The following is a 12,808-nucleotide window of genomic DNA, read 5'->3' as shown; positions in this document are numbered from 1 at the left end:
GTTACCCTCACCGAGTGGTGAGACAGGGAGGAGAAAATTCGCGCAATAATGTCACCTTTTATTTTCAGGTGCAAGAAGGAATCATTATGCATTAAACCACCCAAAGCCAAGCGTAATGCAGCACTAACATGTCATAATCATGCAATACCAATGATTAAGTAACAGGAGTTAAGTGTGGTTATCGGGCCATTTATCAATGCGGGAGCCGTATTGCTGGGCGGTGTTCTCGGCGCAGTGTTGAGTCAGCGGTTGCCGGAGCGTATTCGCTCATCTATGCCTTCTATATTCGGTCTGGCGTCGTTAGGGATTGGCATTCTGCTGGTGATCAAGTGCGCCAACCTGCCGGTGATGGTGCTGGCGACCCTGCTCGGCGCGCTGATTGGCGAATTCTGCTATCTGGAAAAAGGCATTAACAGTGCGGTGAGTAGAGCCAAAAACCTGATTTCCCGACCAGGCGGCAAAGCGAAACACGGCACGCACGAGTCGTTTATTCAGAACTATGTAGCAATCATTATTCTGTTTTGCGCCAGCGGTACGGGGATTTTTGGTTCGATGCAGGAAGGGATGACTGGCGACCCGAGCATATTGATTGCGAAAGCGTTTCTCGATTTCTTCACCGCCACCATTTTCGCCACTACCCTTGGCGTCGCCGTTGCGGTGATTTGCGTCCCGATGCTGATAATCCAGCTGGCGCTCGCCACCTGCGCCACATTGATTCTCCCGCTGACAACGCCGGCGATGATGGCCGATTTCACTGCCGTTGGCGGACTGCTCCTGCTGGCAACCGGGTTGCGCATCTGCGGAATTAAGATGTTTGCCGTGGTGAATATGCTGCCTGCACTATTGATCGCCATGCCGCTCTCTGCGCTCTGGACGCACCTTTTCGCTTAAGTTTGCGGCGAAATGGTGAGAGATTGCGCAGTCTGTAACGAAAACAACAAATTTCGTTGACGACCGGGGGCAGATCGGGTTTAATGCGCCCCGTTGCCCGGATAGCTCAGTCGGTAGAGCAGGGGATTGAAAATCCCCGTGTCCTTGGTTCGATTCCGAGTCCGGGCACCACTATTCATAAGGCCTCGCTGAAAAGCGGGGCTTTTTCCTTTTCTGGCTACGGTAGATTTCTGGTCGTTGCGACACGTTATTTGTTTGCTGGATTTCTAGCCATTTTCGTAGATGTTCGTTGCTTTTAGACACTTCAACACCCTCTGATGGCCTCTTCCTCACCCCACAGCTACGGTCTTTCTACGGTCCTCTACGGTACCTTTCTCTAAGATTATTCATAATGAAGTTGAAGGCGCGGGGAATACGGGGGAATTGGCATTAAGCCTTAATCAACTGGTTTTCAATAGGATTCTGACACGGGGAATATGGTGGGTACCCCCTTCATCTAGCGGGGGAATCTAAGAACATACGTCCTCCACTAGTAGCATGAGGTCTTCACTAGTCCGTCCACCTGAAACATATGCCTCTTTCCCTTTCATTTATTATCATTACCAAACTCCCCCCTCTTCCACGTCATCGTAAAAATGATTTATGCATAGTGGCCAATGACATGCTCATTGTTGACCAATATGCCGTGGTTTTAGAAGGGGCTGTTTAACGTAAAGTTGCTTAGCCAGAGGATGCGTTGCAACCATTAAAACAACTCCATGGTATGCCCTGGGGTTGGATCCGGTTTGTTTGCAAAAACACCTTTGATCGGCTCATCAAGCAAAAGAAATTTTTCCAGTCGTAGAGCTGGAATGAATTTAAAACCGTCTTTCCCACGAGCTCTGGCTATATCTCTGGTTTCCATAAGTATTCTCCCCAGTACATTCATGCCATAGAAGTTACCATCTGGTTCACGACGAGCCCCCCAAAACAGGTCTTTCTCAGAATGTTCAACGATATTTGAGACACCGGTAGAATCAAGAAGCTGAAAAAAAACATCCCAGTTTTGACAAAGTTTTACTCGTACACACCATTTCATGATAGATACACGATTTTTCTCCCACCCACTCCGGGTCTTCGGCTCATAGTATCTGGCTATCTGTTTAGCTTCAAAAGGATTACCAAGTGTAATAATCTCTTTCTGGATTTGAGGATAATCGGGATAACGACAGGCCTGATATAGAATTTCGCTCGATTGGATAGGAAGATCATTAACAAACAGCGGATATCCCCGAGCCATGTTAGATAGCCCCCCCCATTTTTCAGTAGTTTTTCTGAAACTAGCAGACTCTTCTTTTTTATAAATTCGATAGCTCATAATTACTGATTATAACCAGTTCTGCGCATTAATGGGTACCAACAGTCTAACGCCCAATTAGGAATTCCATCATTTCCATATCTGCCCCACCAGAAAGCTAGTGGTGTATTATTTGGGCAGTTTCGGTAGGTGAAAATGGTTCCACCAAACCCGACGCCAGGAAACGTTGAAAAACCTAATGGTTTAAGAATTGGCGCAGGGTTCTGACTTTGCTGAAGAATATAAAAGCCAGCATCAATTAGAACATGTTCAAAACGGTTACGGTCATCACTGTTGGGAAAAATGTCATTTACTACAAAACCGGTCCTTGTAGAACCGTCTCGAGCAGTATAAATTTCTGGCTGTTGAATCCAATCAGGCAGAACGATACCGTTTTCACGCAACCAGAAAACCTCAGATTGCGATGAATATCTCCGGCGATTTTCGCGTGTTTTCAAAAATCCATTCTGGCGAATTTTTAATGTAATATTTCGGCCATTAAACCTTCTAGCAAGAGTTGTCTCAAGCATGTAAGTCGCATATTTATGAGTACCTAGAAAAGCTACAAAGATTGTTATATTCCTAAGATCAAAGTGCTCAACAAACCAAGATACATCGTTCAAAGCTTTATTACCGGAAAAACAAACATCATCAAAATAAATATATGAATTAAACTGTCTAACCTGATTATTAGTTGAGTCTCTCGACACCGTAGATATGTCAAGTCCGTCGATCCCTTCTGCTTGATCTTCTAAAATCTCAAGCAAATCTTTCTGGCTAGCCCCTCGATTAACTTCTTGAATATTAAGAAATGCCGAGTCTCGGATTATAATTCTATTATTTCGGTTACGAAGAATATCATTAACCTTCGAGATATAAGCAGCCTTAGATATATAAGAATTTTGTAGTAGCAACAGGGTCTGCTTAAGAATAAAACTCTGCTCAGCTGCATCAAATTGCTCTAGCCAACGACCTACATGTGCAGTATTCATTCCTTCATCAGGAGATAGTTCATAATCAGTAAGAATTTGCGCTATTTGCGCTTTCATAACATTTTTTTCGAGTTCATCATTATCCAGAGGGTTACCACACATAACTTCTCCTTACTTATACAATTCCTGTGCCCCGTTCTATAAACCAGATATATTCCGCAGTTAAAAAATTCAATTTTACATAAATTTAACATTGCTTTAACTGAAGCATTGTGTAATTTATCACTTAAGCTTCCCTGCGATCAATAACATATTGATTAAATTGAAATTACGAACATAGATCACAAAAAAATTAAAATCATAGGTTATGCATAGAAATTCTAAAGTGCCCCGCGCTCATGTTCGAGTTTCCGAGTAAAAGATGAATAATAGGTAACATTATATAATTCAAACACATATTATTTCTGTGAACTCTTCCCCAACGGCAATCTTTCCCCTTAAGACCAGAATCAGACCGTAAAGCCTGCTCTTTCTGCACTTCCCGTCTTAATTCATCCCATTTGGTGCCAGCATTCCCTTCGCCACGCCAGAAAGTCATCTCAGCGATTAACAACGCCGTAACGGGGATGGGTCAACCCTGACGTACTTAACACCAGTCACAGGAGGTAATATGTCCAGTCCGAAACGCTTCCGTTTTACCAGTCAGCTCATTAAATCCCTTCCTCCTAACTCATCAGATTCACGCAGCACCGATGCCGAATACAGCGATACCGAGATTTCTGGCCTGAAGTGCCTAGTCAGCAAAGGTGAAGGACGTAAAAAATTTTTGCTCCGCTACCTCTATCATGGACGAAAACGCGCCATAGCTATTGGTCACTGGCCTGAGGTGGATGTCACCTTAGCCCGTAAGATTGCTATGGAACATAAACGCTCACTTGCCACCGGAACTGACCCTAAGCAGGAACGCGAAAACAAGAGACAAGAAATGACATTTGATGAACTCTTTAACCAGCATTATCTGATTTGGGCAAAGTCTGCTAAACGGAGTTGGGGAAAGGATTTCCAGCGCTACCGGGATCATATCCGTCCCGCCATTGGTCAGACGCTGCTTAGCGATATCACACCAGCCAGCATTCACCGCCTCCAGCAGACGTTAAGCACTTCACTATCAGCAGCAACCTGTAATCGTGTCATTGTACTGATTAAAGCGGTGTTTACATGGGCTGGAAGGCAAAGCATCACCTCTGTTCATCCTGCCAGGGTGGTACAGCTTCTCAGGGAAAACAACGCCCGACAACGCTATTTCACCGAAGATGAAATTCGTCGTATTTTTCTCTCCGCCGATAACGATACCAGCCCCGTCGCGGCCCGCTATGTCAAACTGCTGTTACTGACCGGCCTTCGTCGTGATGAGCTGCGTCTGGCAAGGTGGGAGCATGTTGACCCGGTTAAACGCACCCTGTGGCTCCCAGAAACCAAGAATGGCTATGGACGGATTGTTCACCTTAACTCACTGGCGATGGACGTAATCAGAACGCTGCCAACGCAGCGGGGAAATCCGTGGTTGTTTATTGGTAAAAAACAGGGAATGCCGCTGAGTAACCCGGTTAAAGCCTTTCAGCGTATCGTGCGTCAGGCGGGAATTTTCGACAAAGAAGTGTGTATTCATACCTGTCGCCATTCTGTTGCCGCGCTCATCGTGTCCTACGGTGGTACCTTGTATGACGTTCAGGCCCAGTTGGGTCATCGCAGCAGTCATTCATCACAACGTTATGCGCATCTTCACCCTCAGCGCTTACAAAACACCAGTCAGCTTCTGGCGGAGCGAATCACCGCTCAGTTACCTTCCTTGCGATAACAAAAAAAGCAGAGGCAAATGCCCCTGCTTTTTTTTTACTGTTCAGCTATCAGTCAGAACGGGATATGCTCATAAGCGGTCTCATCCTCATTACTTCGGGCAAGATATCGGGCTTTATTGCGAGCCTGATCGATTGATAGTGTTGGAAATTCGCCAAGATAATCATAACGAACGTTACCTTTGAAAATATAACTGACAAAGAAACGAATATTTTCATTTCGGTTAATCATTGCTTTTAATTCAGGATACTCACTGTCTGTCACTTCCCTACAGATATCATAGAAATTGCATTTAGCCTGCGTCATGATAAGACCATGAGGCGTAAATGGTGGGCGAATAGTTTCACAGCCTGTAATAGCACCAGGAAAAGTGTGAGTTTCATTTAATTCGTAGAATTCAGTCATGGGGTTCCCCTTCTGTTAATTTACTCAGAATAATAAGTTTAAATATAAGTTTGTTAACTACATTCAGATAATGCTCTAAGCACAATTTAAATCAGCACTGATAAACCCTCGCTTAATGTGGTAGTAACACCTATCCATACCAGTAAGAGGACGCTTTTTGTAATGCCCTTTACTTTCTACCCGCAGTAGTTTTCGACGTACCAGCTCCTTAGCGACGTCACTGGCGCTTAATGAATGTTTCTGACACCACTCTTCAAATACAGGTGCGAAGACTAAAAAATCTTCACTAGCATGATGAATATACCCCCAGTGATTTGCGGGTTTACGGTTGTCCGGTTCTTTAAGACCGATAAAATGCGCACCTTCTCGCTTTACAAGGTCACGCTGAATATCAATAAGAGCCAGTAATACGGGGTTATACTGGTTAGGTTTATCATCAAGCCAGCGTCGAGCGGCACTCATTACCGCATCTGCAATAACATCCTCATCAAAGGGAAGAATATTCCATTCAGTTGCGAGAATCCCAGCGCACCAGCACAGAGCAAAACGTTCTAATGCACGCTTCTGAATATCACTGAGAGAATAGCCTTCTTTCTGCAATTCACCGTTAAGAATGCCATAGCAATCTTTTGATGCACCCTGGATGAATTTACACATCTCCTGATAAGATAAGGCCTCATCATTTTCACCCTTCAACGTTAGAAGGCAGGCAATAAATTCCTTACCCGCAGTTCCGTAAGTATCACACAACCCATGTTTCAGTCTCTCAGCTCGATTACGTACGTCTTCAGAGGTCTCACCGTCTTTACGGGCATCTTCGGGGCGGATGTTAAGACTGATGGCACGATGCTCCTGCCCTCCCTGAATTTGCTCTTTCTGCGTGGCAAGCTTCTCAGGGATAGACATTTCCCCTGACGAAAGAATAAACATTTTCCAGGTAAAGGCCTCATCTATCTCCAGATGCTGATTCATTCTATCCTTACCCTTCGAAGCAGTAATATTGTACAGCAAGGAAGCAAAATCCTTCTGTTTGTAAGCACCCAACTCATCAATACAGGCTAATATCCCTGAATACCGACTCAGGTTTTTCTCAAGCGCATTCGCTGTAGTATTCCAGCGTAAAATGTTCACATCTGGCGCACTGCCGGGTTCTCCACCATGCCCATGAACTGACATGGGAAGCTGAAGAAGAATTGTTTTTCCGGTCGTTGACCCCCCGTAAAAATGAAACAATGCGACATCCATTTTGCACAACGACAGCAGCATCGAAGCAAAAGCTGTGGATAATGCAAAGACCTGAGGCCAGCCATGAACCAGCTCAGCTACCATAGTTTTCCAGTCATCCAGCGTTCCCGACTCGACAAGCCCTCGTGGAACACGGGAAGCTGGAATCAAATAGTCAAATCCCAAAAGGTGCTGCGCGATAGGCATACTGCCGTGAAGAAATGCTTTGTTGCCGGGCACAAAACCCATCGAATCTGCGACAAGATAAGTAGGCAATTCCAGCGATTTCTTCATACACACCTGTAAGAATTGCACCAGCAGCTCTTTAGACTTTATCGTCAGGGAGATACCAAAACCTTTGCCCGCCAGAGAGGCCATGACGTGATCAGGTTTTACCATTGCATCACTTAATGAGACATCAGCACAGGCGAACTCTCCAGCATGGTTGATAGTCATCAACTCGACGCCCATATTGCGCGTTTTACAATCAGAATAATGCCTGTAGACAGGGAGAATGGGGGTCGAGCTTAACTGGTACCATTTTTTTCCTTCATAATAGAAAAGCCCTTTTGCAGTATTGACAAAGCCTTCAGGCAGACCATCACGGCATCCGCACTTAGAAATGTCATCGAGATCGATGTCGATTGCAGCAGCCTTGTTCAGGTTTTTTCTTACCACCTTCAGATGAAGAGCACGACGAGCCAGAAATGCATTTAATTTCGTGCAGACAAAACGAACGGGGGCCGTTGTAGTCAAGGGGGATGGTGTTGATTTATTATTCATTTACAGGGTCCTTTTGAATGTGAAGCACAGGCAGTAAAGCGCAGAACTCACTTGCCTGAGGGGGAATTCTGTTTAGGCCGGAAAAACATTCATCGCCCGGTTAACAGCTTCGTGGTAACGCGCCGGGGAAGCGTGCAAGTAAAGCTCTGTTACTTTGATAGTGCTGTGACCCAGTAAGTCTTTGACGGTGTGAATGTCGGCCCCGCTCTCAATGAGTTTTGTCGCAAAGGTATGGCGCATCTCATGGATGGTGAACGGTGGAATACCCGCAGCCTCACAAAGCCGTTTTTGCAGGCGACGCGGCTCAGAAACCGGATTATCGGTCCCCTTGCCCGGAAATACCCAGCCTTCATCACCCAGATGCTGACGCTGTTCTGTCAGAAGAACGAAAGCCTTATCACATACCGGTACACGGCGGAGTTTGCCGTTTTTGGTATGGCGAAGGGTGATAACCTTCCGGATCCAGTCCACATCCTCAAGACGAAGATGACGGGTTTCCCCCAGACGCAGCCCCGTCAGGGCAAGGAACATGAGCAGAGCAAGGGCTTCATGATCGGGTTTACCATTACGCCAGCGCTCACAGACGTCCATCCAGCGCTGAAGCTGGTAGTCATCCATGGCACGGCGATCTGACGTCACTTCAGGCAGCGCTTTGATATAAAGCGCCGGAGAGCGGCTGATGTATCCCATGCGTATAGCCCAGGTAAACACCGCTTTAATGAGCGCCAGATGGCGGTTGCGGGTGGCAGGCTTGAGATCGAGATTATGCAGATAGCTCAGAATATCTGCCTCCGTCATACCTGCCAGCTTTTTGGCACCGAGAAGAGGGCGCAGGTATTTACGGATCTTAGAAAGATCGGTGTTAGCTGAACGCTTAACGCCCGTGCTGAGTACGCTTTTCTCATACTCATCCACAAGCTCATTAAACGTCATTTTACTGTGAGTAAGAAAACGCTCACCATAAGTCTCAACGGAAGCCTTAAGCTCCTGAATTATTTTAAAGGCATGCTCCCTTGCGTTATTAATGGAAAATTCAGGGTAACTTCCTACGGAAACGTAAACATTCTTTCCGCGAATACTTTTGCGGACAATAAACTTAATGCGTCCGGATGAGTGGAATATAGCCTTAAGCCCGGTACATTTTGTATCGCTGGCTTCGATAGTCCGGCCAGTTTGTACTGCACGGATTTTATATTCATCAAGAAAGGCTTTAGTAAAAACACCTCCAGTATTTTTAGGTGCAACCTCTGAATATTCTATAGCATTAGATACTCCATGGTCAGAATATCCATGAATCTCCGCATCTACATTGAACGAATTTTTATGAGCAGCAGCGATGCTCTTTTCATCCAGCGCTTGCGTTATTCTATTTAAAGGGTAATTAACATCCATAATATGTACATGGTCCTCTGAAAATTCAGATGATAATGAGTAAGTTAATATGTCGGCCAACAATGGGATAAGCTTATTTATTCGTGATATCACTTTCAAGCCCATGAAAAATCAGCTCTTACATGCCCATTGACATTTAATACTCAAGTCAGAAAGACCATGATGATTCATCAGGAGTACTCCTGCTCAGGGAAAAGGGAAAATAGCGTTAAACCATATAAAAAAATTGTGTTCCGGATGCGTCGCCCAAAGTAAGTCAACTTTTGAGGCTCTGAAATAAGAAAATGGTGATACACCTCACCGATTTTGCCTGAAAAACGACCTCATAAGATATTTAAAATTAATGCTTTTTAAATCAATAGATTAAAGTAATGGTTTTGACAATATGCAGCCCAACTTAAGGGTGAATCAACCTTTCCATAATCAAAACCACACTCTATTCATTTTTTATTATTGTGACACTCGTCACATTTCACACCTGCGGGTGCTTTGATTTTGTACATTCACAAAGCTCACCCATACCAACGACTATGACCGTAAAAAACCTCTTTTTATGCACATATTATTTCCATGTAAATCAATTCATTATGGAGATAATCATGTTTAAACTCACGACCCCTACCAGTCTTCCCCTTCTCAACTTGCCCGCCTCCGCACTGGCGGCCCTGAGCAATGAAATCCTCGGCCCCGTCGATGATATCAACCTCTTTACCGCTTTTTGGAACGAAACGGGAACCCTGCTCTGGCATCTCAATCATGATGACACGCTACCTGAAGACCCGCTGCTGGCAGTGGCGCTGGCTTACCCGGAATACGTCACTGCACTTGATGATGGCTGGTACCTCCTGCTCGGTATCGTCGGCGATAGCGGTCAGGGTATCTATCTGGTGTTCCCGGGCACGACCATTATCACTGAGCTACAGAATCTGATTGAGGCTCTGAACCATGAGTAAGAAAAAAATCGCTACCGAAGCCGCCGTCACCGAAAGCTATACCGTGTTCTACAGTGGTGAAGCCGAGAAAATCAGCCCCCACAGTAAGGGGCTGCTGACGTATGAGCTGGGTAAGGAGGGTGATACCGGCAGCCTTGCCCTGCGCTTAACCGCCAATGGCGAAGGAGGCCTGTTCTCCCGTGAATGGATAACGCTTGATGCGATTCACGCCATTCTTGAACAGCAGCAGGACAGCTTTCCGTCGCGTGTGTTTCGACCACTATTTGGTCAGGGCAGCACCAACAACGCCGGGTTTCTTGCCGCCGTACTCAGAACTCCGGATATCTGCCTTATCGAAGCGGACAGCAGCAGACTCTTTATGCACCGCTGCTACGCCGACTGGCAGCACCGTCTGACGCAGCTTGCCGCAATCAGCCAGGACTAATCCCCCGCTTTTTCTGTGTTCCATACCCCTTAAAAAGGAAATTCACTATGTCATCACCCGCTATATTGCAGGGCGGCTATGTGCTGCCGCTCTCCCGGTCGTTCACCCAACTGCTTCTGGGTATCGTTGCGCAAAAACCGCCCCATCGTCACCCCATCACCGGATTAACCATTAACTTTCGTGACCCTGAATACTCACCGGAAACGGGTGGATGGCATCCGGTCGAAATACGCCTCATCCCTGCCGGAGAAGACTGGCAGCTCGATTACGTCACCGATTTTCACTATGCAGGACATCCATGGCCTGAGCTTGAAAAAGATGTCGATGTGAGCTGGACGCAACAATACACGTGGCTTTCCCGTTGTGGCGATATCTCTCATGTCGACGCCCGTGAGTTCTGGTCGCTATGGGAAAGTAACTTTATGGCTTACCACGATATGGGGGTTTTCACGGTCCGTACGTTGTGGGAAAGCTGAGTGTTCACTACGTTTCCCCCGCCTCCCCCCTCTCCCCCATAGTAAGGAACTGAATGTTATGTACCGGCTTCTGCTGCTGAACTTCGTGGATTCATTTATCGATAACTGCATTCTCTCCTGCGTCGATGAACCGGCTTACGGTGGTATCGTGCAGTGCGAACTGCTTTTTGGCCTTGCCGCACACAGCGGTATCTATGTGGGTAACGGCGATATTGTTCATCTTGATGGCGATGGAACCGTTATCAAAAGTAAGGCTAAAGGGTTTCTTGACCGGCTCGATGGCTGGAACTCCGCTATCTCGGTGTATACCGACTGTATGGATTTGACGCCTCAGGGTTGTGCGCGGGCCGCTGAACGGGCAAAGGCGGCAGTGGGTCAGCACTATCCCTACAGCCTGCTCGACTTTAACTGCCACCGGTTTACTGCCCGCTGCGTTACCGGCGATTCGTGCCCTGATATCTGGCTTGCCAGACATCTCGATTCTTTTCAGAAAGGGGACCGATGGCGCGTATGGCAACGATGAAAGCCAGCCGTTGCAGGCAACGTGTCACCGGACAGGGAGAACGGCTTATCCGGCTGACCATGGTGCTGTTTTACGGTCAGACAATATCTGTTCGCTACATCATCCGGCAGTTTGACGTATCTCCCCGGACCGCAAGACGGGACCTCGCTCAACTGGCCTTTGTGCTGGAATCTGCTGGACCTCACCGCTGGCGACTGGCTCCCTCGCTGAAACCCTGACTTTTTTATCTGCCGGTCATCTCCTGACCGCTCCGTATGGCAGGCTGTCTCCGCTTTTCAATCCATAAGGGAACATGATGAAAATTTTAAAACTGTTAACCGCCGCAATTCTGCTTTCCGCCTTCAGCCACAGCGCGTTCGCCGACGAGCAGGCTGACGCTCAGATGATAACCAACTCGACCTTCTGCGCGATGTACTCCACCCGCCTGACCCAGACCAGTGACAGCGGCCTTCAGGTAAAAGGCGTTAATCTCAATGCCCGCTTCAACGGACCGGTATTCAACCGGGTACTTCAGGTGATGAACAAAACCTATGGCAGAACCTGGCTCGAATCAAATGCCCGTAACGGCAGCATGACCGCCATGCAGCTTTCGCAGTCGGAGCTGCTCTATAACCCGGAATATGCGCGTCAGTGCGATGCCTTCGCGAATAAAGTGGAAAAGGAGTGGCGCAAAAAGTAACCGGAATACAATATCTGGTGAACAGAAACCTGCTTTCGGGCAGGTTTTTTTTACTTTTTTGTTTTTCAGGCGGACAAACCCTGTCCGGGGGCTTCCTTAAACTGTCAGGTCCAATATCTGCAATGAGGTGAAATATGGCTACCTACCGACACGACCCCGACCTTGAGTTTCTACGCCACTGCCATCGTGACGATCTGGATTTACTGGTTTCTGTGCTTATCTGCGATCCGAAAGACGGACTGGCACGCATCACGGAAACGCTGACCTATGATCCTCAGTATAAAAAACACAAGCCCAACCACCCGCGCTACTGGGATGCCATTGCCGCCGAGGTTCAGACGTTTGGGGCGAACAGCTTTGCCACGCTGCTCCGCTGGGGTAAAGGGGTGCTGTACCGGGAAATTCTCACCGATGCCTGCGATAAAATGAAGGTGAACTACAACAACAAATCCAGTGTTGAAACCATTGAAATGAATCTGCTGATGAAGATCCTGGAGAAAAGTCTTGAGAAGATGACGCCTGACCAGCTAAAGACCGTGGCGGAAGAATTGCAGACAGGCTACAGCAACCCCACGCCGGAGTTGCTGACCATGGCAATCCAGGCGGGGATAAAAACATCCGGGTTTGCGGCCTATCAGATGGCACTTGTTGTCACAAATGGTGTGGCGAAAGCCCTGTTAGGCAGAGGGCTGACCGTTGCAGGAAATGCCATGCTGACGCGTACCATGGGCGCTTTTGCCGGTCCCGTGGGCTGGGTGCTCAGTTCTCTCTGGCTGCTGATTGATTTAGCCGGTCCCGCATACCGGGTGACGCTACCATCCTGCATTTTTATTGCCTACATGCGCCAGAAGCATCTTTATTCACCTGAGAATACTGACGTTTAGCACTTACATTTAAGGTATTCAGACTTTAAAAAACTTCAGAGGGCGGACA

14 protein-coding genes and 1 tRNA gene are annotated in these 12,808 nt (G+C 47.1%); 10 read left to right on the top strand and 5 right to left on the bottom strand.

Features of this window, described 5'->3' with window-relative positions; translation table 11 throughout:
- The first annotated feature begins 174 nt into the window (after positions 1–174).
- Together JGF26_RS10085 and JGF26_RS10080 are read left to right on the top strand one after the other, a co-directional pair.
- Positions 175–891 carry a DUF554 domain-containing protein gene (locus JGF26_RS10085; protein ID WP_028018403.1) on the top strand — a complete coding sequence of 239 codons (717 nt, stop codon included), beginning with the start codon at positions 175–177 and terminating at the stop codon, positions 889–891.
- A gap of 95 nt (positions 892–986) precedes the next feature.
- A tRNA-Phe gene (locus JGF26_RS10080) sits at positions 987–1,062 on the top strand.
- Positions 1,063–1,636: 574 nt separating this feature from the next.
- On the opposite strand, the gene JGF26_RS10075 is transcribed toward JGF26_RS10080, so the two are convergent.
- Together JGF26_RS10075 and JGF26_RS10070 are read right to left on the bottom strand one after the other, a co-directional pair.
- Positions 1,637–2,248, bottom strand: coding sequence for an NADAR family protein (locus JGF26_RS10075; RefSeq protein WP_134707930.1), 612 nt, complete (start codon positions 2,246–2,248; stop codon positions 1,637–1,639).
- Between the two features lie 2 nt (positions 2,249–2,250).
- Entirely contained in the window at positions 2,251–3,321 is a 1,071-nt protein-coding gene (locus tag JGF26_RS10070; RefSeq protein WP_134707931.1) for a hypothetical protein, read from the bottom strand.
- A gap of 508 nt (positions 3,322–3,829) precedes the next feature.
- Here JGF26_RS10070 and JGF26_RS10065 point away from each other — a divergent pair.
- The gene (locus JGF26_RS10065) at positions 3,830–5,017 is read left to right on the top strand and encodes a site-specific integrase (protein WP_134707932.1); all 1,188 of its coding nucleotides are present in this window, start codon (positions 3,830–3,832) and stop codon (positions 5,015–5,017) included.
- A gap of 53 nt (positions 5,018–5,070) precedes the next feature.
- On the opposite strand, the gene JGF26_RS10060 is transcribed toward JGF26_RS10065, so the two are convergent.
- The 3 genes from JGF26_RS10060 to JGF26_RS10050 all read right to left on the bottom strand — a co-directional run bounded on the left by JGF26_RS10060 (position 5,071) and on the right by JGF26_RS10050 (position 8,925).
- Positions 5,071–5,421: a DUF4102 domain-containing protein gene (locus JGF26_RS10060; RefSeq protein WP_134707933.1), complete on the bottom strand. Its 351-nt coding sequence runs from the start codon at positions 5,419–5,421 to the stop codon at positions 5,071–5,073.
- 75 nt (positions 5,422–5,496) lie between these two features.
- A complete protein-coding gene (locus tag JGF26_RS10055) occupies positions 5,497–7,428 on the bottom strand; it encodes a DUF927 domain-containing protein (protein WP_134707934.1) in 1,932 nt (643 codons plus the stop codon).
- Between the two features lie 72 nt (positions 7,429–7,500).
- On the bottom strand, positions 7,501–8,925 hold the full coding sequence (locus tag JGF26_RS10050) for a tyrosine-type recombinase/integrase (RefSeq protein WP_238934185.1): 1,425 nt from the start codon (positions 8,923–8,925) through the stop codon (positions 7,501–7,503).
- A 494-nt stretch (positions 8,926–9,419) separates the two neighbouring features.
- Here JGF26_RS10050 and JGF26_RS10045 point away from each other — a divergent pair, with 494 nt between their 5' ends.
- From JGF26_RS10045 to JGF26_RS10015, 7 genes are all read left to right on the top strand, one after another.
- Entirely contained in the window at positions 9,420–9,773 is a 354-nt protein-coding gene (locus JGF26_RS10045) for a hypothetical protein (protein ID WP_134707935.1), read from the top strand.
- On the top strand, positions 9,766–10,197 hold the full coding sequence (locus JGF26_RS10040; protein ID WP_134707936.1) for a hypothetical protein: 432 nt from the start codon (positions 9,766–9,768) through the stop codon (positions 10,195–10,197). Before JGF26_RS10045 ends, JGF26_RS10040 begins: the two co-directional genes overlap by 8 nt.
- A gap of 47 nt (positions 10,198–10,244) precedes the next feature.
- Positions 10,245–10,673, top strand: a complete 429-nt coding sequence (locus JGF26_RS10035; protein WP_101778740.1) for a DUF2787 family protein — start codon at positions 10,245–10,247, stop codon at positions 10,671–10,673.
- Between the two features lie 58 nt (positions 10,674–10,731).
- Positions 10,732–11,196 carry a lecithin retinol acyltransferase family protein gene (locus tag JGF26_RS10030; RefSeq protein WP_047603611.1) on the top strand — a complete coding sequence of 155 codons (465 nt, stop codon included), beginning with the start codon at positions 10,732–10,734 and terminating at the stop codon, positions 11,194–11,196.
- Positions 11,175–11,414: a DeoR family transcriptional regulator gene (locus tag JGF26_RS10025; protein ID WP_042080396.1), complete on the top strand. Its 240-nt coding sequence runs from the start codon at positions 11,175–11,177 to the stop codon at positions 11,412–11,414. The genes JGF26_RS10030 and JGF26_RS10025 overlap by 22 nt, the downstream gene beginning before the upstream one ends.
- A gap of 74 nt (positions 11,415–11,488) precedes the next feature.
- Positions 11,489–11,875 (top strand): hypothetical protein, encoded by a 387-nt coding sequence (locus JGF26_RS10020; RefSeq protein ID WP_238934184.1) that lies wholly within the window; start codon positions 11,489–11,491, stop codon positions 11,873–11,875.
- A 134-nt stretch (positions 11,876–12,009) separates the two neighbouring features.
- Positions 12,010–12,759: a DUF3944 domain-containing protein gene (locus JGF26_RS10015; protein WP_000257250.1), complete on the top strand. Its 750-nt coding sequence runs from the start codon at positions 12,010–12,012 to the stop codon at positions 12,757–12,759.
- The last annotated feature ends 49 nt before the right edge of the window (positions 12,760–12,808 follow it).

Origin of the sequence: Enterobacter sp. E1, assembly GCF_016809815.1 — a bacterium.
GTDB lineage: Bacteria > Pseudomonadota > Gammaproteobacteria > Enterobacterales > Enterobacteriaceae > Enterobacter > Enterobacter adelaidei.
The sequence above is the reverse complement of the archived record's forward strand: the minus strand, read 5'-3'. Positions and strand labels throughout refer to the sequence as shown.